Source organism: Galbibacter marinus (assembly GCF_000300875.1).
In the GTDB taxonomy this organism is placed as follows: Bacteria; Bacteroidota; Bacteroidia; order Flavobacteriales; family Flavobacteriaceae; genus Galbibacter; species Galbibacter marinus.
In genome coordinates, this window is the sequence record NZ_AMSG01000011.1 from 21,655 (window position 1) to 45,781 (window position 24,127).

The 24,127-nt window shown below is 37.5% G+C and carries 14 protein-coding genes and 1 pseudogene; 3 read left to right on the top strand and 12 right to left on the bottom strand.

All coding sequences use genetic code 11. The annotated features are described in order from the left end of the window. Positions 1-4 precede the first annotated feature (4 nt). A complete protein-coding gene (locus I215_RS09240) occupies positions 5-3,247 on the bottom strand; it encodes a SusC/RagA family TonB-linked outer membrane protein (RefSeq protein ID WP_051009181.1) in 3,243 nt (1,080 codons plus the stop codon). Between the two features lie 379 nt (positions 3,248-3,626). On the opposite strand from I215_RS09240, the gene I215_RS09245 reads away from it, so the two are divergent. After that, entirely contained in the window at positions 3,627-7,754 is a 4,128-nt protein-coding gene (locus I215_RS09245; protein ID WP_008991698.1) for a hybrid sensor histidine kinase/response regulator, read from the top strand. Positions 7,755-7,815: 61 nt separating this feature from the next. Here I215_RS09245 and I215_RS09250 read toward each other — a convergent pair whose 3' ends face one another. The 8 genes from I215_RS09250 to I215_RS09290 form a co-directional block, all read right to left on the bottom strand. Next, on the bottom strand, positions 7,816-8,166 hold the full coding sequence (locus tag I215_RS09250; RefSeq protein WP_008991699.1) for a hypothetical protein: 351 nt from the start codon (positions 8,164-8,166) through the stop codon (positions 7,816-7,818). Positions 8,167-8,315: 149 nt separating this feature from the next. Next, positions 8,316-8,840: an RNA polymerase sigma-70 factor gene (locus I215_RS09255; RefSeq protein WP_237738946.1), complete on the bottom strand. Its 525-nt coding sequence runs from the start codon at positions 8,838-8,840 to the stop codon at positions 8,316-8,318. Between the two features lie 252 nt (positions 8,841-9,092). Further along, positions 9,093-10,670 carry a calcineurin-like phosphoesterase C-terminal domain-containing protein gene (locus tag I215_RS09260; protein WP_008991701.1) on the bottom strand — a complete coding sequence of 526 codons (1,578 nt, stop codon included), beginning with the start codon at positions 10,668-10,670 and terminating at the stop codon, positions 9,093-9,095. A 17-nt stretch (positions 10,671-10,687) separates the two neighbouring features. After that, a complete protein-coding gene (locus I215_RS09265) occupies positions 10,688-12,121 on the bottom strand; it encodes a SusD/RagB family nutrient-binding outer membrane lipoprotein (RefSeq protein WP_008991702.1) in 1,434 nt (477 codons plus the stop codon). Positions 12,122-12,126: 5 nt separating this feature from the next. Next, positions 12,127-15,573 (bottom strand): SusC/RagA family TonB-linked outer membrane protein, encoded by a 3,447-nt coding sequence (locus I215_RS09270; protein ID WP_156800250.1) that lies wholly within the window; start codon positions 15,571-15,573, stop codon positions 12,127-12,129. 202 nt (positions 15,574-15,775) lie between these two features. Then, positions 15,776-16,705, bottom strand: coding sequence for a FecR family protein (locus I215_RS09275; RefSeq protein ID WP_008991704.1), 930 nt, complete (start codon positions 16,703-16,705; stop codon positions 15,776-15,778). Between the two features lie 584 nt (positions 16,706-17,289). Beyond that, a complete protein-coding gene (locus I215_RS09285; RefSeq protein ID WP_237738947.1) occupies positions 17,290-17,478 on the bottom strand; it encodes a hypothetical protein in 189 nt (62 codons plus the stop codon). A gap of 312 nt (positions 17,479-17,790) precedes the next feature. Further along, complete coding sequence (locus I215_RS09290; RefSeq protein WP_008991707.1) at positions 17,791-19,119, bottom strand: AGE family epimerase/isomerase; 1,329 nt, start codon at positions 19,117-19,119, stop codon at positions 17,791-17,793. Positions 19,120-19,393: 274 nt separating this feature from the next. Here I215_RS09290 and I215_RS09295 point away from each other — a divergent pair, with 274 nt between their 5' ends. Beyond that, positions 19,394-20,722, top strand: coding sequence for a glycoside hydrolase family 88/105 protein (locus I215_RS09295; RefSeq protein ID WP_237738948.1), 1,329 nt, complete (start codon positions 19,394-19,396; stop codon positions 20,720-20,722). Between the two features lie 104 nt (positions 20,723-20,826). Here I215_RS09295 and I215_RS09300 read toward each other — a convergent pair whose 3' ends face one another. After that, complete coding sequence (locus I215_RS09300) at positions 20,827-21,924, bottom strand: NADH:flavin oxidoreductase/NADH oxidase (RefSeq protein WP_008991709.1); 1,098 nt, start codon at positions 21,922-21,924, stop codon at positions 20,827-20,829. A gap of 187 nt (positions 21,925-22,111) precedes the next feature. Here I215_RS09300 and tnpC point away from each other — a divergent pair. Beyond that, positions 22,112-22,756 (top strand): annotated as a pseudogene (gene tnpC, locus I215_RS09305) (IS66 family transposase); the annotation flags it as partial. Positions 22,757-23,247: 491 nt separating this feature from the next. On the opposite strand, the gene I215_RS09315 reads toward tnpC, so the two are convergent. Then, positions 23,248-23,550 carry a type II toxin-antitoxin system RelE/ParE family toxin gene (locus I215_RS09315; protein WP_008991712.1) on the bottom strand — a complete coding sequence of 101 codons (303 nt, stop codon included), beginning with the start codon at positions 23,548-23,550 and terminating at the stop codon, positions 23,248-23,250. Further along, positions 23,535-23,816 (bottom strand): hypothetical protein, encoded by a 282-nt coding sequence (locus I215_RS09320; protein WP_008991713.1) that lies wholly within the window; start codon positions 23,814-23,816, stop codon positions 23,535-23,537. Before I215_RS09320 ends, I215_RS09315 begins: the two co-directional genes overlap by 16 nt. Positions 23,817-24,127: the final 311 nt, after the last annotated feature.

The following is a 24,127-nucleotide window of genomic DNA, read 5'->3' on the forward strand; positions in this document are numbered from 1 at the left end:
CAATTTAGAAGTTTACGTTTAATCCAAGAGATAGGGTTCTAGATAATGGATAAACATTTCCACCATATCCGCCGTCAATTGTTTCAGGATCAAAGATGTCAGATAACTTTGTCCATGTCATTAGGTTTTCTCCCGATAGGTAAATACGCATGCTGCTCATCTGTAGCTTTTGCGCAATTTCAGAAGGAATCGTATACCCGATTTGAACGTTCTTAAGTCGGATGTACGAAGCATCTTGCAGGTAGGCAGTTTGCGCCTGTTGGTTCTTTCCATTAAACACAGGCCTTGGGTAATACGAATCCAGGTTTTGTCCAAGCGGATGATCTTCATTGGGTCTAAAGTAATCCTCATGTTCCGTAAATCCAGTGGACCACCAAATTCCTTGGCTAGATGCCCCCCAGAAGTAATAACTATCTTGGTAGTAATCACGCTTTAATACCCCTTGAACAAAGGCTCTAAAATCAAATCCTTTATAATCCGCACTCACTGTTACCCCTATTGGGAATCTTGCTGCACTATTTCCGATGATTTTACGATCTCCCGCATCATCAATAGTGGAAGAACCTGAATCAATTTTACCATCTCCATTAAGATCGCTGTACATGATATCTCCAGCAGCCCATTGGCTTCCCAGAGCATCCTGTCCCCCATTAGGAAGCGATGCCAAGTGATCCGTCATTTGCTGCTCAGATTTAGCAATTCCATTAGTCTGATAACCCCAAATCTCTCCGATCATTTGACCTGCTCGATAGGTATCTATCGCACCTGTTGGGTTGGGGAATCTTGTGATTTCTGTCTGTGAATCAGAAAGCAAGAACTGAACCTGGTATCCAAGGCCGTTTTCTAAACGATCCTTCCAAGAAAGTGCTAACTCAAAACCATAAGTTTCCAAATCTGTATTATTTGTCTTTGGTACTGCAGTTCCTAAAATAACAGGAAGTTCAGGTGCAGGGCCCACCATATCTAAAGTCTTACGATTGAAATAATCTAAACTAGCAGTGAATCTATTATTAAAAGCACTTACATCAAGACCTAAGTTCCAGCTCTGAACACGCTCCCAAGTAAGACTCTGACTTACAAGCCCTGGCGCGTTACTGGTATTTGGTCTAGCACCATTTACAAGCCAGTTTCCGTTAGAGGTACCCACAGGCATGGTTACATACGTTGGATACCAATTTGAGGTATTTTGGTTTCCTAACTCACCCCAAGAACCTCTTAACTTAAAGTTGTTGATGGTGCTTGATATGCCATCCCAAAACTCTTCTTTGGCGATGTTCCAACCAGCGGAGAAGGATGGGAATCCTTTCCAACGTCTTTCACTTCTAAAACGAGAGGTACCATCATAACGATAGTTAGCCTCAAGCATATAACGATCTTTATAGTTATAGTTAAAACGCCCGAAGAAGCCTTGAGTAGACCAGTTTTGATAATCACCACCAACTCCAGGAGAAACGATGTTCCCGTTGTAATCCGTACCTGATGTTAGATCCAACACAGGAGAACCTGGAACAATCACTCCACTACGTTCGCCCCAAAGCCCGCGCGTTTTGGTAAGTTCGGATTGCATCCCAACCATAAAATCCAATTCGTGCCCACCTTTTATATCCAAGGCATATTTCGAATAAATATTGGTATTAAAGTAGTTCTCACGACTAGCCTCTTCATGAACTGAAGTACTTGATTCGTATACATAAGGATTTCCGTTTACATCGTGGTTGAATGTTTGAAGCACATCCCAATGTCTAAAGTTATCGTTGATACGGTAGTTGAATTCAGCAAAAATCTCCCAATTATCTGTTGGTCTTACTACTAATTGTAATTGTTGATATAACCAATCCCGCTGCGAGGTATCACGTCCTCGATCCCTGAGTCCAAGGGCAGGTGATGGTGAAGAATACAAAAATCCATTAGGATCGTATACAGGAAGCACTGGCCATCCTTGTCTAGCAAGATCCTGAAACAATCCATCTGTCAAGTTAGAAGGTCTTCCAAAATCCTCTCTAATAAAACGTGCAGAGTAATTGGCGGAGAACACATCAGATATTTTTGCATTAATCTTAGCTGTGGTAGTATAACGGCTGAACTCATCGGTATTAAAGCGCATTAAACCATCTTGATCCAAATAGTTTCCAGAAAGGTAATAGGTAATGTTCTCCCCTCCTCCACGAACGCTAATGTTGTGCTCTTGAGAAAAGGTTTGGTTTTTATAAATCACATCATACCAGTCATTGTTCGCATGTCCTTCTGCATACCCATCTGCCCAAAGGTTCGGGTTATTTGGATTCACCCCAATTTCATTGGTAATAATTCCAGCCTGATAATCACGGATACGCTGCATCCTAGCATCATTGAAAAACGGACTGTTTCCACCATTCATATTAGCATCATTAAAGAACAATGCGAAGGTGTAAGAGTCCATCATATTTGGAATATTAATAGGCGTCGATGTTCTCGTATTAACGCTATAACTCACTGTTGGCTTTCCAGAAACCCCTTTTTTAGTAGTTACTAAAATAACTCCAAAAGGTGCTCTAGATCCATAAATAGAAGAAGCCGCAGCATCTTTTAATACCGAAACACTCTCGATATCCTGAGGGTTCACCGAATTGATATCCCCTTCCATTCCATCGATTAATACTAAGGGTGCTCCAGTTGAACCATCTCCAATTGTGGCTACCCCACGAATATTGATACTTGGGTTACTCTCAAGGCTTCCCCCAGAGGAAGAAATGTTTAATCCTCCAATGGTTCCTTGTAGCATTTCAGTGGCATTTTGAACAGGTCTTGATTCAAATGTTTCCGAAGTCACAGAACCTACAGACCCTGTAAGGTTTAGTTTCTTTTTAGAACCATAACCAACCACAATCACCTCATCAAGTGCCTGAACATCTTCAGAAAGAACAGCATTGATAGTGGATTGTCCATTTACTTTAATTTCCTGAGTTTTAAACCCGATATAAGAGAACTCTAATACAGCGGATTGGCTGCTAAGGGTGAGTTCATAATTTCCATCAAAATCAGTTACGGCGCCATTAGTGGTCCCTTTTTCTCTTATCGTTGCTCCTGGAATCGGAAAACCATCGGTATTTGAGCTCACCTGACCTTTAACAGTGAAGTCTTGAACTTCACTAAGCTTTTCGTTAGTCTCTACTGGGTCGTTTGCATAGACACTAGGCTGCAATAGTAAAAGCCCTATTAAAACGCAGCATAAAAAATGGCTGCGTTTAATACTATTTTTTGTAATCATCTTTTAGATCTTTTAGTTAGTTGTAATCAAATAATTCAGATTAGTAGATTTGATATTATATTGTTCGTTTCGCTTGTTTGTTTTTTTTTATGACATAGGATTTGATTTTTGAAAGTTTGTATTGATTTAAAGTCTTTAAAGTGATCCAGATGAAAAGTCTATTGCTATCGATTGCACTAAAACAAAAAATGTTAGTGGTTTTCATTTGGACCCTACAATTTTCTGCATTTTAACCCAATCAGGGCGGTAACAAAATGACAATTTATAGGGTATAAAATGGTCATTCGATATTTCTAATGCCTATGTGTAAGTATATTTTTATATTTGTTGTTTTTTCAACACTTATAACCACAAAACCCTCTTTGGAATTAGATTAAAAATGAATTTTAAAGCATTTTGTTCCCTTATAACCATTGTTACATTGCTAACACAAATCCCAGTTTTATCACAAAACAATAAGGGAGGATTGGATCAACTTGCAAAAAATTTAAAATTCGAACACTTTAATATAGAATCAGGTTTATCGAACAATGACATTACCGATATCGTTCAGGATTCCTTAGGATATATATGGATTTCTACCGTGGATGGCCTGAACCGTTATAATGGGAATAGGTTTACGACCTATAATAGGGAAAATGACCCCGAGAACTCCTTAGCCCATAACTTTGTGCACCAGCTACAAATCGATAGCTCTGGAAATGTGCTGATAGTAAATGAAGGAGGACTGAATATATACAATCCTAAAACAGAAACTTTCTCCCTAAAAAATACAGACCAAGGCCTTTCTGGAAACAACTTAAGTAGTATGGCTTTTGGGAAACAAGGCGAATTACTCCTTGGTATATATGGTATAGGTCTTCAATTCTACGATCCTAATAATCCAAATAAGCAACAGCTCCTCTCCTACGACCCTGAGGTCTTATCCAGCGTTTCTTCTAATAACTTTTCAAGCATCGTAGTTTCTAATCAAAACACCATTTGGGCCGCTACCTTTGATGCTGGTCTAAATAAAATTGATTACAATTCAAAAAAGGTAGTCCGAGTTCAGCTAGGCTCTAAAGGTGATAACGGATCTTCAAACATCAATTGTCTTTTTTTAGATCGCGATGACAACCTATGGGTTGGCACAAAGAACGGTATCTATATAATCACCGAAAAAGGAGAGCAAATACACATAAACACAGGTGAGCAAAGTGCTGCAAAGCTTAGTGATAATGAAGTATTAGCCTTTGAGCAGGACAATTGGGGTAATATGTGGATCGGTATTCGTAATGGAGGCCTGAATATTTTAAATCTAGATGCCTACCGAAAAGGAGATTATGAGAAGGCAATGAAATGGTTTTTACCAAATGATACAGGAAGTAGCGTTTATAACCGCACAGTTACTACCATCTATAAGGACCAGAAAGGAAATATGTGGCTTGGAACCAGCCTTGGTGTAAATTTTGTAAATCCGTACGGAAATCCCATTGAACTAGTATTAAGAGATCCAAATGCAGCCTCTTATTCTATAAGCCATAACCGTATTCGTCCATTAGCTAAAAGCCATAATGGATCCATATGGATTGGAACAGATGGCGGTGGCTTGGATTTATACAACCCCTCTACTGGAAAATACAAGCACTTTAAACATCGACAGCAGAATCCTTCTTCCCTCTCAAACAACTATATTCTTTCTGTCCTTGAAGATCGTCAGGAAAGAGTGTGGATAGGAACCTATAGAGGTGGATTAAATCTTTTGGACCCTGCCCTTGGCACCACCAAGAAATACCTTCAAGGCTCAGTTTCTGATGGCAGCGATGTGCGGGTAATTTTTCAAAGTAGCACAGATGATTTATGGGTAGGCACCAACCGTGGAGGCCTTTTTAAGTACGATGAAAAAAAGGATACCTTTAAGTATATAGCTGCTTTGGGTAAAATGGATATTAGAGCTATTGTCGAGGATGAGGATAAAAACCTTTGGCTGGCTACCTATGGAAATGGCCTGGTGCATTTCGATATAAGGACTTTAAGGTATACATCATATAACAATGGTGATACCCCAGGATTTACTAGTAACATTATTTATTCCTTAGAAATGGCCTCTGATGGCTCCTTACTGGTAGGAACAGCCTATGGAGGACTGCTCCACTTTTTCCCTGACACATCGGAGGTACTTAATTTTACGGAAAAAGATGGCCTTAGTAATAGCACCATAAACAGTATGACCTTTAGAAATGATCATGAACTTTGGATAGGTACCTATAAAGGCATTAGTTATTACAACCTAAAGACAAAAGAAATTAAAAACCTCAACTCTTATGGTGATATCTCCCATAGCGATTTTAATAGCGGCTCTGCTCTAACACTAGATGACAAGAGTCTTTATTTTGGTGGGAATTCTGGGCTGTTTATCATCCACCCAGAGAAAATCTTGGACACTACCTTAAAATACCCGTTGGTGTTTGAAAATCTAAAGATCTTTAATAAAAAAGCAGCGATCACACCTAATGATCCTAACAGCGGTATTAAAGCATCATTGCCTTACCTTAACCACATCAATGTGGATCACGATCAGACACTGATCACTATAGATTACAGCACTCTTAAATATCCCAATGCGCGCAATATAGCATACTCCTATAAGTTAGAAGGTTTTCAAGAACACTGGGTGAATGTCAATAACAATCACTCGGTTAATTTAAGTAAGCTTCCCCCTGGATCTTATAATTTGGTAGTAAGAGGTGTTATTAATCCAGGAGAAGTCACAAGTAACGAATTGGCTATAACGGTGAATCCTCCATTTTGGAAAACCCTACCTGCCTATCTTATCTACGGAATTCTCTTTATTACAATCATCTGGGGAGCATTTAAATATTACTCAGATCGCTTAGTTTTAAAAAATTCACTTGTTTTTGAAAAGAAACAGCGGCAATTGGAGCAGGATTTAAACCTAGAAAGAATACGTTTCTTTACAGGGTTTTCTCATGAATTAAAAACTCCATTAAGCCTTATCATGGCTCCTGTGGAGGAATTATTGGAACAAAACCAAAACAAACAAGCCAGAGAACATCTACTAACCATAAAACGAAATGCCCAATCCCTTTATCAAAATATAAAAAAGTTATTAGAATTTAGAAAGTCTGAAGTTGGGGTGCATCAACTCGCCATACACAAGATAAACTTATCAAATCACCTATCTACTCTTATTGAAAACTACCAGCCTATTGCACGTAGTAGAGGGATCGAAATCAAGTGTAAAAACTTGGATAAACCCCTTGACCTATGGTGTGATATTGAAAAGATTGATATTATTATCCACAATCTATTATCCAACGCATTTAAACATACTATGCGTGGTGGAAGTATTTCTTTGGAGATTGAACAAACCGATAAGAATATTTCCATTGTGGTTTCTGATACGGGCAAGGGAATACCAGAGGCGGATCTTCCTCACATATTTAACTGGCACTACCAGTCGCGAAAAGGAGATGTAAATAAAAATGGAGCTGGTATCGGATTAGCGCTGTCCAAATCATTTGCAGAATTACACCATGGCAATATTATAGTAAGTAGCAGAGAAAATAAAGGTTCTAGATTTGTTTTACAACTCCCTAAGGGTGTCTTTTTAGAGCAAACAGCTGCTACTAACCATGCTCTTACAATTAAAGAAAGCCAACTTGAATCTAAAACAGATCCCATAAGCTGGGATCCTATAGAGACCCGCCAAGAAGGAAACTCTTTGGATGCCATCATTAAACGAGAGAAGGATCGTGAACTGCTTCTTTTAATTGATGACAATAAAGACATCCTACAATTTTTGGCTAGTTTATTAGGTGGTTCTTACGATCTGATATTTGCAGAAAATGGAGCTGATGGAATTGATAAAGCCAACAAATATGTCCCTGATTTGATTATTTCCGATGTGATGATGCCAATTAAAAGTGGTATTGATTTATGCGCAGAACTTAAAAGCACCAATACCACTTCACACATCCCAATAATCTTACTTACCGCAAGAGGAAATAGTGAAGGAATTAATGAAGGTTATGAAAAAGGGGCAGATTCCTATATCACTAAACCATTTAATCCAGGACTTTTAAAAACTAGAATTAAAAACCTCATAAATAACCGCATTCAACTGCGCTCCTATTTTAGTTCGGAATTAGAAAATTCAACGCAGTCCGATCAGTCTAGTGTTTTAGAGATAGAAAAAGCATTTTTAACTAAACTAGAACAGGTTATCCTAACCCTTTATATGGATGGTAATGAAAATACCATCGCAGAGGTCTGTTCGAAAATGGGAATGAGTCGCACCTCTCTCTATCGAAAGGTAAAGGCTCTAACGGGGAATAATATCAATGAATTTGTTCGTAAAGTCAGATTAAAAAAAGCGGTAAGCCTTATTAAAAACAAAGGATATACCATTTCAGAGGCTTCTTTTGAAGTTGGATTTAAAACCCCTAAATACTTTAGAAAGATCTTTAAAGACACGTATGGGAAATTACCTTCGGAGATTAATTAGACCTTTTAGTTATTTTGATAAATGAGGCAAAGCATATTTTCGAAACCAATTTGGCAGGGTGTTAGCCTTGATCTGACACAACACCTTTATCCACTTCTGCAATAAGTATTTGCGCTCTACCAGAATCATCGAAAATATAGGCACGATAACAATGTTCAATTGCCAAGTGTAAATTATTCAGTGCCCTGAAGTATCTATCAACAATTTTATTTTCAAGAACTTCATGTCCTCCCTTTTCAACACGGTTCTTTACTCTTGAAACATTGACTACTGGGCTATCTGTGCAAATAAAATATAAATAAGCGGAGTAATCTTCATTAACTACATTTGATATTTCATCAATTTTTGATGGATGGCTTATGACAGTCCCAAAACGGAATGATTTGTTTTGAGAAATAAGTAAATACCTCAAAAAAAATGCGATAAATGCTCCTTCCTAACTATGCGATTCTTTAGATTTGTATACAATAAAATTCTCTGTGATTTCAACATCTATCTTATGCCCACTAGATCTAGCCTTTTTAAACTAGAGGTACTACCATTTAAAAACATTAGAAAAACTCAGAACATTATCCAAAAGACAAAGGAGCTCAAACGCAGTTTGAGATTTTTAATTGCAAAAGATATTTGAGTTTCAACTGTCCTTTTAGATATATTAAGCTGGGAGGCAATTTCAGCATTACTAAGCTGCTCTTCACGGCTCATTTTAAAAATTTGCTTACACCGATTGGGAAGCTGATCTACCGAATGATGAATCATCTGCTCAGTTTGGTTAAATATCACAACATCATCAGTAGAACTGTGGCATTCTACAGTATCCAAATACGTAAGATGATCTTTTTTTAAAGGGCTCCTTTTTAGTTCTTTGTATACCCTAAATCGCGTTGATTGCATAAGATAAGCTTCGATATTATCATTTACAATTTCATCTCGTCGTTGCCAAAAATCCACCCATACTTCCTGGACAACATCCTTTGCAATATCTTCATCAAGTAAAATGGTCTTAGCTCTTCTATACAAAGGTTCCCATAAATTTTCAAACAATTCTTCAAACGCTTCAGAGTCATTTCTCTTAATACGTTCCATTAATTCATAAGTGGAATTTTCAGGCTTGATAATCATCTTGCCAATGTACCCTTGTTGTATTAATTAAATGTAAATACAATGCTATTAAATTTTTGTGAAATAGCCTTTAAACAGACACCATGTTAGTACAAATAAAAAGGCTTGTAATCAATAAATTTGGTTTTCAAATAAGCCCTGATACTCTACCAGGGCTTAAACCACATTTAATCAATTCATTAAATCAATCCAAAATATAAATCTTTCACCCTTCGCTTAATTAAAAGAATCTATTCGGTAGGAGCTAGAACCTGAATGAGTATTCCCATACATATCCGTGGCTCGAATTTCAATTTTGTGCTCTCCAACAGGTAACTTTGTATCAATCACTCCTTTCCAAAGATGTTTAGATACAATTGGGTTAGAGGAACGTCTTCCTGATAAAAGAGTTTCACTTAAGTCTCGCTCATATACTAGAGCCTCATAGGATGGATCCTGTTCTAACACATATCTCATAGGTTTCCAAGAACCATTATCAATTCTGTATTCTAGTGTGTCATTTTCACTTCCGATAAAAAAGTTTACATAAATCCCAGCCTTAGTTCGCTTATCCTTTTCAACAACCTTAGGGGCGAAAATATTCATCTGATATTCTGCATCCTTTCCAGCCACTTTATAATTTACCTCATAAGTATTGCCCTTAAAATGAATGTATGCATACCCTTTGGGAGTACCATCTCTCATAATCGAAATTGGGATTCCATTTTCATCCAAAGTTCCAGAATACCAATCTCCAGAGGTTGTTCCTACATTATAGTGATGATGTGGCTTTACTTGTTTCCATCCCGTATTCTGGTCCATGAAATCTTGACGTTGAATGTGGGTATGTGCTGAGAGTGATAAGGTATGCGGATAATCCTTTAATAAATCAAACAATGCCTCACGACTCTTATCTTTGAATGAATCACCCCCAGGTTCACTAATAGGAATATGAAATGCCAATACAATTAAGTGATCCTTTGGCACAAATTTCAGATCATTTTTAACAAACTCCAACTGGTCTTCTCTAAATCCTCCCCAGTATCCTTTTCCATCACGTGGATCTGGATATAAAACATCGTCTAGAACGATAAAATGAACCTTTCCATAATTAAATGCATAATTAGCTGGTCCGAAATGAGCCTCAAAAGTTTCATCCGATAAATGATCTTCCTTAGCATCAAAATTCAGATCATGATTTCCCAAAACATTAAACCATGGTATCCCAACTTCTTTTACCGCGGAAATATATGGATTAAACAAGGAAAGGTCGTCCCCTACCAAATCACCTAAACTCAACCCAAAAGCAACATTTTCAGTGTTTTTAAGTTCAGAGACGATTCCTCTAGCAAAGTAATCCACCTCTTGCAAATTATAAGGCTGGGGATCACCAAAGATCAAGCTTGTAAATTCGTCGGTATCATCAGTGGCACTGAGTCCAAAATTAAGTTGTCTGGGTAATTTTCCTGTAGGAGCCACTCCTTTAAACTCTGACTCTGGAGACCCTTGGGGTTTATGGATATAATAAAACTGAGCCAATTGATCATCACTGACATTAATTGAATAACCCGAAGGTTTAATAACTGAGATTATAGCGTCATTACTCACCGTTAGCTCATATTTCCCATTCTGGTCGGTTTGGACAACATCTATTCCATTAGTTACCGAAACTCCTGGGATTCCATTTTCCCTTCGTTCCTTTTTACCATTAGCATTTCGATCTTCAAAAACATAGCCTTTAGCTATATCTTGGGCAGAGATCAGACCCACAGTCGATAAAATTAATATCAGACTCAAAAGTGACTTGTATTGCATAGTTTTAAATTTTTAAGTTAATCAACCGTATCCCACCAAACCTTAACATTGATATCGTCCTTACCTCCTAACATCTCAAGAGCTTGTCGGTATCCAGGAGCATTTCCAATAGCCAGATCGCTTGGATAGAACAAGCGTGAAGGCATTTTAGCATCATTAAACATGGCCTCTGTGGTAGGTAGTGTGGGGAATCCAGTTCTTCTGTATTCAAACCACTGCTGATAATCCACAAAGTACAATGCATAATATTTTTGAATCATTATTTGTTCTAGGCTACCGTTGTAGTTGGTCAGCGGATTATCAAAATAACCTTCTGGCAATTCAGCTCCTAGTTGTTCCATAGCAGCCTTTACACCATTTGTGTAATGTAATTCTGGGTTCCCTATATACCCTCTTTGAGCAAGTTCTGCTTTGATAAAAGCTACTTCAGAGAAAGGAAGTAAATAAATTTTCATAGGATTTTCAACTTGTTTAATCTCAAAGGTAGACGCATTATAAGTAAACTGAGATTCATTTCCAGCGTATGCGCTAGGAATTCCTTTGTACCCGATAGTCTGATCCTCGATATTTGCCTGTGTGGCAATTATTGGTCTTCTAGGATCTTCCCACTGATTCAGATTATCCAAAAAGAAGGAGGAAATTTTTGTACTCAATCGAAAATCCTGTGGTCTTCCCCATGGTGAAACATTTGGTGTTATCCCAGTAACCTGTAAGATAGCTGATTCTTCAGTATTTTCAAAAACAGGATATTTAGTCGGATTTTGAACCATTGTACTGAGCTTTGCAAAAGCATTGGTATTTGATCTATTGGAAATTCGAAGCAAAAGACGCATATGCAGAGAATTAGTGAATTTTCTCCACCGCTCAATATCATTCCCAAAAAGGATATCTGACTCATAGACCATAGCTTGATCCAAATCATACAAGGTGTTAGCTTTTTCCAGATCCGAGAGGATAGTGGTGTAAATCTCCTCTTGAGAATCAAATTTAGGAGTCAGTATGCCCTCTTCAGCGCTAACAGCTTTCTTCATAGGAACAGGTCCAAATAAATCAGTAAGGTTTGCATACGCGTAAGCATTTAAGGTAAGAGCAATAGCTGTGTAATTATTGTCTTCTCTTAAAGTCGCTGCAGCATGCATTTCTTTAATATTTTGAAGCCATTTATAGTAATTATCCCATGATGAATTTCCAATTCCAAGACTCACATCATAGCGATGAAGTCCACCAGAAACGCTGGGAAAAGGAACAGAAACCTGCATAAGGTTAAAGGTTATTGCATCGCTTCGGTTCGCACCATGAGAGGCTAATCCATAGATTATTGGATTTAATAACGTCGCCGGACTAATTTCTGCAATCCTATTGGGATCCTCATTAATTTCCTCAAAATCATTAGTGCAGCCTCCTGCAAAGAAAATCAACAATATAATAAATAAAGTACCTATTTTTTTCATTTGAATTACAATTTAAGTTTTACATTCACTCCATAAGTAGCTGGAGATGGCATCTGTCCCATTTCAATTCCAGGCATTATTCGATTTCCATTTAAGGCAGCAGTTTCCGGATCATAAAGCGGAAAATCCGAAATAGTCAAAAGATTGCTACCATATATCGCAACATCCACGCCTTGTAAAAACATTTTGTTTAACCATTTTTTTGGTAACGAGTACTGTAGACGTACTTCCCTTAGTTTGATGTAAGAGGCGTCAAAAGAATTAGATTCCACATTGGCCCTTCTGTAATAACGGTTATACCAGTCTGGCGTTATGGCCTCTGTAGTATTTGGAGAAAAGGTGCCATCACCGTTATCCACCACGCCGTCTCCTACGATCACACCCGTATCTCTACCTTTAAAAGTCGATTTGAGTTTACCTTGCTGAGTCATTTTGTGATGTGATTGAGAGTAAATTATCCCACCGTACTGACCATCGAAAGTAAACCCAGCGGTGAAGTTTCCAAATTTGAATTCATTATACCAACCCATCTTCCAATCAGGCATGGCATCTCCGATATGCTCAAATTCACCAGATTCTGGGTATGCTGGTAATCCAGCTTGGTCATAAACAATTTCTCCCTCTGGTGAGCGTACAAAACCATACCCATAAATGGCCGTTGGGGAACCACCCACTTTTGCAATCATATAAGCACTTCCGCCTTGATCAATTATAAACTCATTATCTACCTCATCTGGTAATTCAAATACTCTACCTTCATTCTTAGACCAGTTTAAAGTGGAGTTCCAAGAAAAATTAGAATTATCGATAATTTTACCCTTAAGAGTCAGTTCCACTCCTCGGTTTTGGACCGAACCAGAATTAACAAACATTGAACTATAACCAGTATTTCTATCCAGTGCTAGCTGTATGACTTGGTTATCAGTGGTGATTTGATATAAAGTTGCATCAAGAGCCAATCTGTTGTTGAGTAATCTTGCCTCTATACCTGTTTCGTAACTTGTGGAAATTTCTGGTTTTAAATCTGCATTATACAACGTTGAAGGTACCGTCGCTGAACTGGCAAAATCACTATTGTTGTAATATTTACTGGTTTGGTATGGATCGGTGTCATTACCAACTTGTGCATAAGAAAATCGGTATTTTAAAAAGTTGAGTGTTTGGCTGTCAAGGTTAAAAATATCCGATAAAATTAGACTCGTATTTACCGATGGATAGAAAAAGGACCAGTTATCCTTTGGAAGGGTGCTCGACCAATCGTTTCTACCGGTTACATCAATAAATATCTGATTTTTATAAGATAAGGTCATCAAACCATATAAACTATTGACCGTTTTATTATAGTCACCAGTACTTATAGATGGACTACTTTTTCCATTGGCAAGCTTATATACCCCAGGGACAACTAATCCAGTAACTGACGCATTGGTAGAACGTCGCTTATCGGTTCTGTTATTTCCACCAACTGAGGCGCTCAAATGAAAATTAGTTGAAATGGATTTATCGTAATTTAATAAGAAGTCGTTGTTGATTTCTTGTTTAAATATATCCTGGGTGCCGTAATATCCTTCGCTGTACCTATTGATACTAAATGGTCGTTTCATCTCTCGATCCTGATGATAGGTATTCAAAGAGCTACGTAGCATCAAGTTGAAGTTTTCACTAAAGTGAATCTTAGCATTAATATTCCCAACTATTTGATTGCTCTCTAGAGTGTTTAAGGATTCATAGGCGATCAAATAAGGGTTATCAATATATGAACTAAATGGTCGAATTTGCTCAATATCCTCTTGACCATCCTTCCAAATTGGTCTGAGCCAGTTTAGATCCATATTGGGATTTTGAAAGATCATAAAGTAAGCTATTGAACCATTATTATATCCTGTACTTGGTAGGTTATCACTACTTCTGTTGGTGTAATTTATTACAGCCCCCAAATCAATATGATCAGAAACCTTATAATTTGAATTCACGGATGCCGAAATTCGTTCAAACCCAGTATTTGGCATAATCCATTCATTTTTGGTATACCCAATAGAGGCTCGCATAGAGCCGCGCTCCCCTCCACCTTGAATTGAAATATTGTTGATGTTAGTGATTCCCATACGCCAAAAATCCTTTCTGTTATCTTTATATGGTTTCCACAGAGTTCTTTCCGATCCTTGTCCCTGTGTTAAAGGATCGTATTGATAATAATGTTGCCCAGCGAATTCAGGTCCCCAAGCACTGCTGGTAGAACCTGTATTGCTTCCATCTTCAGACAAGTGATAAGAATAATAAGGGTCTCCGTTTTGATCAAAAGATTTTCCACTACCTTGTCCGTATTTGTACTGAAAGTCTGGCCAACGCTGAATCACATCAATAGAAGTACTGGAATTAATGGTAACACCAAGACCTGTACTTTTAGCTCCAGATTTTGTGGTAATCATAAGTACACCATTTGCTGCTCTGGAGCCATAAAGTGCTGCAGCACCAGGTCCCTTTAGTACAGAAACACTCTCAATGTCATCAAGGTTAATATCCGATATCCCATTCCCATAATCAATTGGAGAATCTTCTCCCATATAAGCGGACCCTGAGCCTGTGGTTGTCATTTCAGTGTTAACAGGAACACCATCCACCACAACCAACGCATAATTACCACTTAGATCAAAAGAACTGTTACCTCGCAAAATGATTTGCTGAGAATTAATCGGCCCTGATCCTGCAGATACAATATTTAATCCTGCGACTTTCCCCTTTAAGCCTGAAGACCAGTTTACTGGAACAGTTTGCGCCAGCTCCTCGGATTTAACCGTTTCCTGGGAGAATCCAAGTTTCTTTTCCTGTCTTTTGATCCCTAATGCGGTGACCACTACCTCATCGAGTTGAGAGACATCTTGGTTAAGCTCTATGTTGTAAAAATCATCCTGACCAATAACCAAAGATTGTGGTTGAAAACCAACATAGGTTATACTTAACTTATCTCCAATAGAAGCATTTACAGTAAAATTACCGTTGAAATCCGTAACAACACCAGTAGCTGTATTGTTTATTTGAATAGTAGCCCCAGGAAGAGGAACACCTTCTTGATCCACGACTAACCCAGTAATTTCACGTTGCTGAATAACATTTGAAACTCCTTTTTCACTGATGTCTTGACGCGATACACTAATTAAATCATTGATTCGGTAGAAACGCAGATGTTTTTCCTTTGATACTTTTTCCAGTAAGTGTAAAAGGTTTTGGTCTTTCGTACTTAAAATCACCTCTGATTCAAGTTCGAGTAAGGGTTCGGAAAGCACAAAACTATAGGTTGTTTTATCTTCGATCACCCTGAATAACTCCTGTAATTTGTATAAGGATTTATCAAATTCAACAGTAGAGCTCTGAAGTGTTTGTCCATTTATTTCAGAGGCAAACAAACTATGCAATCCCAACACGGTTATGATATAGAATGTGGAAATTCTCATAATTATTTTAGGATAATTAAATGTATTTATTTTCATATTTTTGAATTGCTTTAATCATAATGCTTAATTAAACTGAGTGCGTTTACTTTTTTTAATTTCGGATGATTTAGCACTAAGGAGGTGTGGCTGCACTTCCTTTTTTTCTTGCATCCTTTTTTTGTTTAGATTTTGTTCATTTCCGGTTTCATCTTTTTAAGGTTAATTAGTCTGATTTATAAATAATTATTTGCTCCTGATCATTGATTCTGAACGAAAAGTCAGCAGCTTTTGAAATTGACAATAAAATGGAAGTAATTCCTTTACCTTTAAAGGTTCCAGTTATGGGTATTTGCGACAAAGAGGAATCCGAAATACTTATGGTTTTCCCAAATTTGGATTCTAAGATTTTTACAATTGACCCTAGCTCAACATTGTCAAAAGAAAGTTGTTGATCCATCCAAAAAATCTCCAGTTGTGGATCAAATGTTTGTTGTTCTACTTGAGCCGTTATATAATCGATAGAGATTTTTTGTTTGGGTTTGAGTAATTTGGATTTCCCAAGACCCGTAACAACCACACTACCCTTTATTAGCGCTACACTAGTTCTTTTATCGCGCGTACTGATATTAAACTCAGTACCGAGAACTTTAGTAACTACACTGTCGGCAAAAACATTAAATGGTCGTTTTCGATCAAAGCTGACTTTAAAATAGGCCTCACCATCTAAAAGTACATTTCGAGACGCATCGGTAAAGCTTTTTGGAAACCTCAACAAACTATTTTGATTTAAAACCACATGAGTACTATCGCTCAGTAGAATGGATTTTATCTGATTTTCGTGCGTGGATATTTCTACATACTCCATTGGAGGATTTAATGGAGTAGATAGGTAATAAGTCAGTCCTAGTGCTACAACAATCAAGATAGCTGCAGCCATATTGATCCAATTAGATCTCTTGGGGTGTATTTCTTTTTTTATCCGTTTTAGAAGATCTTTCTGCAGTTGCTTTTTATGCTGCTTTGATTGAAATACACTTTTTGAGTTTTCCCTCAGCAAATAATGTTCAAAATCAGATAAATGATCTCTTTGTGATCCAGTAGATCTTCCCTTAAGGTAATGAGTTAATATTTCTTTGAAATCCTTTTCTTTCATTTAAAAACCTTCTTATACCTAGATATATCAGATATTGAAGGTCACACGTAGTAAGCAATACAGAAAACTGATGTATTTAACCTTTTATTCAAAATGCCATGATGGGATTTACAATTCCTTAACCTTAAGGTATAGCAGAATTAAAAAACCAACTTTTTTTGCTAAATGGGAAATACTAAAAAAATATTAATTCCTCTATCTCTATATTTCCGAGTGATACTATGTTTAAAGAAAAAAATTAGAGACTCTACAGACAGCTTGAGGTACGGTTTTCGTATCAGCTTCTTTGTTGTGTTGGGATTATTCTATCGGTTCTTGTCTTGTCCCCCTAAAGTTTATGATTTCGATTAGTTCCTTTTGGGGTTGTATCCTGTAGATAATGTAGTTATTTTTATCTACCAATCCTTTATGGAGATTTTTAAATTTCCCAGTTTCTGGGCAGATTTTCGGATATTTACTAATTCGGTTCAAGAGGTCTTTTAGGTTCAGTTCAAGATTGAGAATTTCCATTACCGTCTATTCTTCTTCTAAATATTCAATGACTTTATCAAGGCCTCTTTCGGCCTGTAGTGTCCAAACAATTTTTAATGCCATCTATCAAACCGTTTCATGACGGTCTCACTGGTAACATATTCACCTTTATCCGCCTGCTTTAAGCCCGTTTTAATCTCTTCCTGCTCTCCTTTGGTCATCTCGCTCCACCAGTCTATCTGACCCTCTTCAAATACCTTTTTAAGCTTCGCTAACAAGCTTTCTTTCTGGGTCTGCAGCAAAAGAGATGCTTCAACTCTAATTTTGTGGTTTCTATATTTATAATCGTAACTTTTACCATAACGAAGATACTTTTTTATTTGCAAATAGGGTCACTTATCTATTGAGTGGAAGTTTTGATCCTGGTTCAAACATCCTGTTGACGACAAATAGTTCACCAAATCCTGTAAAAATAAAAACACATATTATCAGTTAAGGTCACCACAGAAAAGTCAGGGTAAGCCATCCATACGGTTCCAATGTTGTATTAGGATAGTACTTGGCGTGGATTATCAAAATTCTAAGATTCGTCTTTTAAAAGTTAAAAAAATCTTCTAATTAGACTCCAGCCTCTTTATACAGTTTAATAGCGCTCTATAGTGATGATAGGTAGCTTTCCAAATATGACCTTTATCACCTTTGAGGTTTTCTGGCCTTTGATCCAATCCCCACTCATACCATCCTCCATGGGTATGATCAAGCAAATAATTATCTACATAGGTCCATAATTCTTCAAACCGCTGCTGGTAATTATGCTTATCACTAGGGAAATGGGCCTGCATTAGAAGTAGGGAATTTAAGGCTTCGGCTTGAGACCACCAATTTTTATCACTGTTTACGATCTCCAGCTTCTCTTCTCCACTAAAATAGTATCCCCCATCAAATAATCCTCCAAGTACCGTATCCCATCCATTTTCCAAAGAATGATCAACCATTTGTTTTGCTACCTTTAGGGTGATTTTATGATCTTCTCGACCCAAGACATCCGAGGCCTCCAACATCAAATAAGCGGTCTCTACATCATGCCCAAAGGAAACATGATCCAAATAGTAATGGGTTTTGATACTTTCTCTAGAGGTATCTTTAAAACTAACAGGATTCCAATTTTCAGTAAAAAACAAATTCATGTAATGATCTTCATTAACAATGGTATCACGAATTAAAATCAAAAGTTCTTCCAACCGCTGTTTTAATAATTTATCCGGCCAAATAGGATATAATTCTGTAAAAGCCTCCAAAAGATGAATACTGCTATTTTGATCTTTATACCCTACCTCAGAAGTAGATGCGAAGGTTTCATCCCTTTTAATAGGCGTACCATCGAGTTCAAGAGATTGATAATAACCTTTATACAATTTATCGTGACTGTGCTCTTCAAGCCAATAGAAGGTTTTTTTGGCCAGTTCCAATGCCTGCTTATTTCCAGAAGCTTTATAATAAGCGGCGAGTCCATAAATTGCAAAGGCATTTCCGTAAGCTGTTTTCTTAGGTTTCTCTGTTTCTATTGGAATCCCTTTTTTATCAACAAGATCATAAAACCCACCATGGTTTGCATCCCACATTTTAGTTTTTAAAAAGTCAAAACCATGTTCAGCATAGTTTAAATAACGACTTTCGTTGTAGTGCATTGCTGCTTGAGAAGTAACCCAAAGATGCCTTGATTGGGTTACGATCATTTTATCTTGGTTGTCTCCTACTTTAAAGTCGTAGGTTATGGTAGTAAAATAGCCCCCATCCTCAGTATCTAAAACCACAGGATACCATTTATCAGTAAGTCCCCAGGCAGCCTGGTGTTTCATTTCTTTAAGAATTTGCACCTGTCTTTCTTGAGCGCCTGCTGTGAGTACTGTAAGCAGTACTACTATAATGGTAAATACTTTCATGGTTGGTTAATTTTAGGCTAAAAATAGTTCAAATTCTCTAACAACAAACTAGGCGAACAATTTAAATTTAATTTTTTAGATCCCCAGGTTAGACTAACAGACCCTCTGAAAAAAGAAATAGACATGCTATTTTCTCAGCAGGATTGAACAGGATAGTATCACCAACACAATAGGGTATATTTGGGAGAGACCAACCAAAAGAAAATTATTAATCAAGGGGATCACTGCTTTCCTCCCATCCATTAAAGATGAATGGGTTTTCCGCAGTATGTTTATGAAAACATTAAAACTTCTTTTTACTTGTACATTCTTGATTTGTATAAGTCCTTATCTTCACTCACAAATCAATGATGTCAACACACCCTTACACACCTTACAACCTGATTACAATACACCCTATGGTTCTCCTACCAAAGAACAGGTTAAAAAAGTTCTAGATAGGGTCTATCAATACCTAAATAAAAACACAGCATCAATGATGCTTTATAGCGATAGTAAAAAGGAAGTTAAGAATCTTAAAAACGTTACGGGGGATATTATTTTTGAAGAAGGAACCTTTCGATTAACCAGTTATGAATGGGGTGTGACATATGCTGGAATGTTACTAGCATCCGAGGTCACAGGAGAAGATTATTTTAAAGACTACAGCTATGACAGATTGGGACTCATTGCTGATGTTGCTGCCTATCACAAACCTAGAAACATAGCGGATTCACCGATCCATTCGGTTTTAAACCCAGGGGCATTGGATGATTCCGGATCATTATGTGCAGCGATGATAAAAGCGAAAATGAGTGGATTTGACAATAAGAACTTAGATGCGGTTATACAAAACTTTGCCAACTATATTAGTAACAAACAATTTCGACTCAAGGACGGAACCTTGGCTAGAAACCGTCCATTAGACAATACACTTTGGTTAGACGATTTATTTATGAGTGTTCCTGCTTTAGCACAGATGGGACATTATACCGGTGATAATAAATACTTTGATGATGCAGTTAAACAAGTAAAACAGTACACAGAGCGCATGTTTAATAAGGAGAAAGGCTTGTATATGCACGGTTGGGTTCAAGCCATGGAAGTACATCCCGAATTCTTCTGGGCCAGAGCCAATGGTTGGGCTGTAATGACCCTTGTCGAACTATTAGAAGTACTTCCCAAAGATCATCAGGGATACGACTTGGTATTGAACCAGTTAAGAGCTCATGTAAAAGGTTTGATACAACATCAGGATGGTTCAGGGTTTTGGCATCAACTCCTTGATAAAAACGACTCCTATTTAGAAACTTCTGCAACAGCCATTTACACCTATTCTATTGCTAGGGCGATCAACAAAGGCTATATTGATAAATTAGCCTATGCTCCAACGGCATTACTGGCTTGGAACGCAGTGAGCACAAAGGTTAATTCCAAGGGGGAAGTAGAGGGCACCTGTGTAGGTACAGGAATGGCATTTGACCCTGCTTTTTATTATTTTCGCCCAGTGAATACTTATGCGGCTCACGGATATGGCCCAGTATTACTGGCTGGAGCTGAAGTTTTAGCACTGCTAAAGAATTATGATTTTGAAATTAACGACAGTGCGTTGATGTTAAAATAACATCCGTAAAAATAAAACATACACGAAATACTAAACCTTTCGCTGCTTCAAATAAAACGGCAAAAGGTTTAGTCATTTTAATACGTTAACCCATTAGATTGTAATTACTTCCATTCTCCGTGAGCGGGATATGCTCTTTTGTATTGATTCGGCCATTTTTCAACACTGTTGCCCTCAAGAATATGGGCTGCATAAAGTGGAAAATGTGGATTTCGAAGACTCTCTCTAGCGATAAAGACAAGATCCGCCTCACCTGCTTGTAAAATAGCTTCTGCTTGCTCAGGGGTATTAATAAGACCGACAGCTCCAGTTGCAATGCTCGCTTGTTCTCTGATTTGGGCTGAAAAAGGCACTTGGTAATTCGGTTTGGCAGGAATATCAGCTAGGACATTTCCGCCTGTAGAGGTATCAATTAGGTGAACTCCCTTAGATTTAAGGATCGAAGATAGCCTTACTGAATCTTCAATACTCCAACCTCCTTCTGTCCAATCGGTAGCAGAAATACGTACCATAAGTGCTCTTTGTTTTCCCCATACCTCCTGAATGGTCTCAACAGCCTCCAGAGTTAGACGAATTCGGTTTTCAAAGCTTCCTCCGTAATTATCTTCACGTTTATTGCTCAATGGAGAGTAAAACTGATGTAATAGATATCCATGTGCCGCATGAAGTTCAATGACATCATATCCAGCCTCTATGGCGCGCTGTGCTGCGGATTTAAAATCCTTTAAAACAGATTGTATATCCTCTAGGTTCATTGCCTTAGGAACATGCTTCTCATTGTTAAATGCAATTGCTGATGGTGCTATAGTTTCCCATCCATTTTCTAGATTCGGGGCAATTTGTCCTCCCCCATCCCATGGCTTTTCACAACTTGCTTTTCTACCAGCATGGGCTAGTTGAATTCCAATGTTGCTGCCCTGAGAATGAACAAAATCAACAATTCTCTTTAGAGGTTCTATATGTGCATCTTCCCAAATTCCAAGATCACCGTAACTGATCCTTCCCTCTGGGCTAACTGCAGTGGCTTCTTGGATGATAAGTCCTGCGCCACCCACAGCTCTTGAACCTAAATGAACCAAGTGCCAGTCATTGGCCAATCCGTTTACAGCTGAGTACTGACACATTGGTGAGATTACAATGCGATTATTTAATGTGACATCTCCTATTTGAAATGGACTAAGGAGTAATGATTTACCACTCATAACAATATTTAACTATAATTAATTCACTCCAAAATTAGTAAAACATAACCTCTTTAAATGGAATCATTTCTTAATGTAAAGCTAAAAGATCAAGTGTTACGTACAAAGATTTGATTTAAACCAAGGCTGCATACAACTACTTAAGTGGAATTTTCTAGAAGTCGTTTTCACATTTTAAAGTCAACAGGAAGGTTATCTTCAGAGCGATGGTTATGCGGCCTACGAAAAAATTGGACAGCGTGAAGGGGTCACCCATTTATGTTGTCTTGCTCATGCACCAAGAGAGTTCGAGAAGGCATTGGATTATGATAAACTAAGAGCAGAAGTTGCTCTTACCTATATTCAGAAAATATATAAGATAGAGGCAAAGGCAAGAGAAGGCAAGCTTACACCTGAGCAGCGTAAAAAGTTAAGAATTGAAGAGTCGTTACCTATATTAAATGAGTTTGTAAAGTGGATGGTTAATCAATTAGAGCAGGGAAATGTACTTCCCAAGAGTCCTTTAGCAAAGGCGATCCATTATAGTCTAAAACGCCGGGATCAACTTACAGCCTTTCTACATGACGGAATGCTCGAGCCAGACACAAATCTCGTGGAAAATCAAATTAGAGCAATAGCTCTAGGCCGGAAAAATTACTTGTTTGCTGGATCCCATGATGCGGCACAAAGATCAGCAATAATGTATTCGTTCTTCGCTAGTTGTAAAAAACATGATGTCAATCCAGCTGAGTGGTTAAAATACACTTTAGAAAATATCATGACCATCAATCATAAAAATATCCGAGATCTCTATCCACAGAATTACAAAAAAATGATGGAGGCTAATCAATAAGAATTATTTTTTTATCCTCCAATATGTGATTGGCGGGGTGGATACTTTGTACTGAGCCGCTTGTCCAAAAAATTCAATTTTCTCGGTAAAGCTATATCGGCTGGAATACCTTGAAGTTTTGCCTGCTGAAGTATTTTTTTTCTTAAAATGACTTTATTGAAGTGCTTAATTAAATCATAGAAGTAATACACAAAGATTACTATTAGAATACAAAAAAGAAAGCCAAGTATATTAAAAAAATTATCAAAAGAAATCAGCTCGTAATAGAGCATACAAACCAACAGCGTAATTATTGGGGCAAAGCGAAATAGTAGTCGATTTATTATTATTCCGGTAATGTTCATTTAGCTTGTGTACTACAACTAGGTAATCACAAATGCGTTTACCTGCGTTCTATATATTCAAACTAATATAAATATAATTCTTCCAATTCCGGTGATGAGAGTGTCATTTAATCTTCTGTCTGGTTCCTCGGGAGGAGGCTGGGACTTTTAATATTCCAAAGGTTCTTTTCTTGCATAGCGCACACGGATAATGTAAACAGCTTCTTCTTCAACCAAATAAGATATTCGGTATGTGTGCTTTTCATATGCCCTGATATTGCCTATGTTGTTTTCCTTGAGCGTGTCCAGTTTATAAATCTCTGGATCGGTCGCCAATATCGAAGCCGATTCGTAAATTTCGGAGATAATTCTTGTAGTGGTTTCAAGTGATTCGGATTTTTCCAGTAAATCCAAAAATGCTTCGTTGAGTTCTGCATCTGCCTGATGCGTCCAGATTATTGCTTTCCCCATTGCTTAATGCGTTCTCCCATTTGTTGGTGCGAATAGGTCTGTCCACTTTCTATCTGTGCAATGGATGCATCTATTTCCTGATTGTACTGTTCGATACTGATACGCTCCGATGATACTTTTTTATTGTATTTAAGCATATTCTTTATGGCTTCGATAAACGTAGGATCTTTTACTTTATCAAGCTCACTGTGTATCCATTTTAAATCCGCATGTATGTCCATAATATTTTCTTTTTTCTTACTGTAAATATACAATTTATGTGCCATAGTTTAACTTATTGGGCGGTATTGATTGACTGTAGTCTATAAAACTTCTCCGTTGTTGATGTCCTTTTATGTCTTGCAAGAACCTGGACAACCCTTGTATCGCTTTCCTTTTTCAAGAGGCTGGCGATGACGCTCTGGAGAATTTTCACCATATTTAAGAATCCTCAGATACTATATATTAATGTATAGCTAGACCTTCGCACTTTTGATGAAAGCAATTATATGGAAGTAGCTAGTACCATTGTTCTTAATAGCTTAAAACTAGCCCTTCAACATCGTCCTTTTAACGATTTTTAGCAAACGTTTTTATT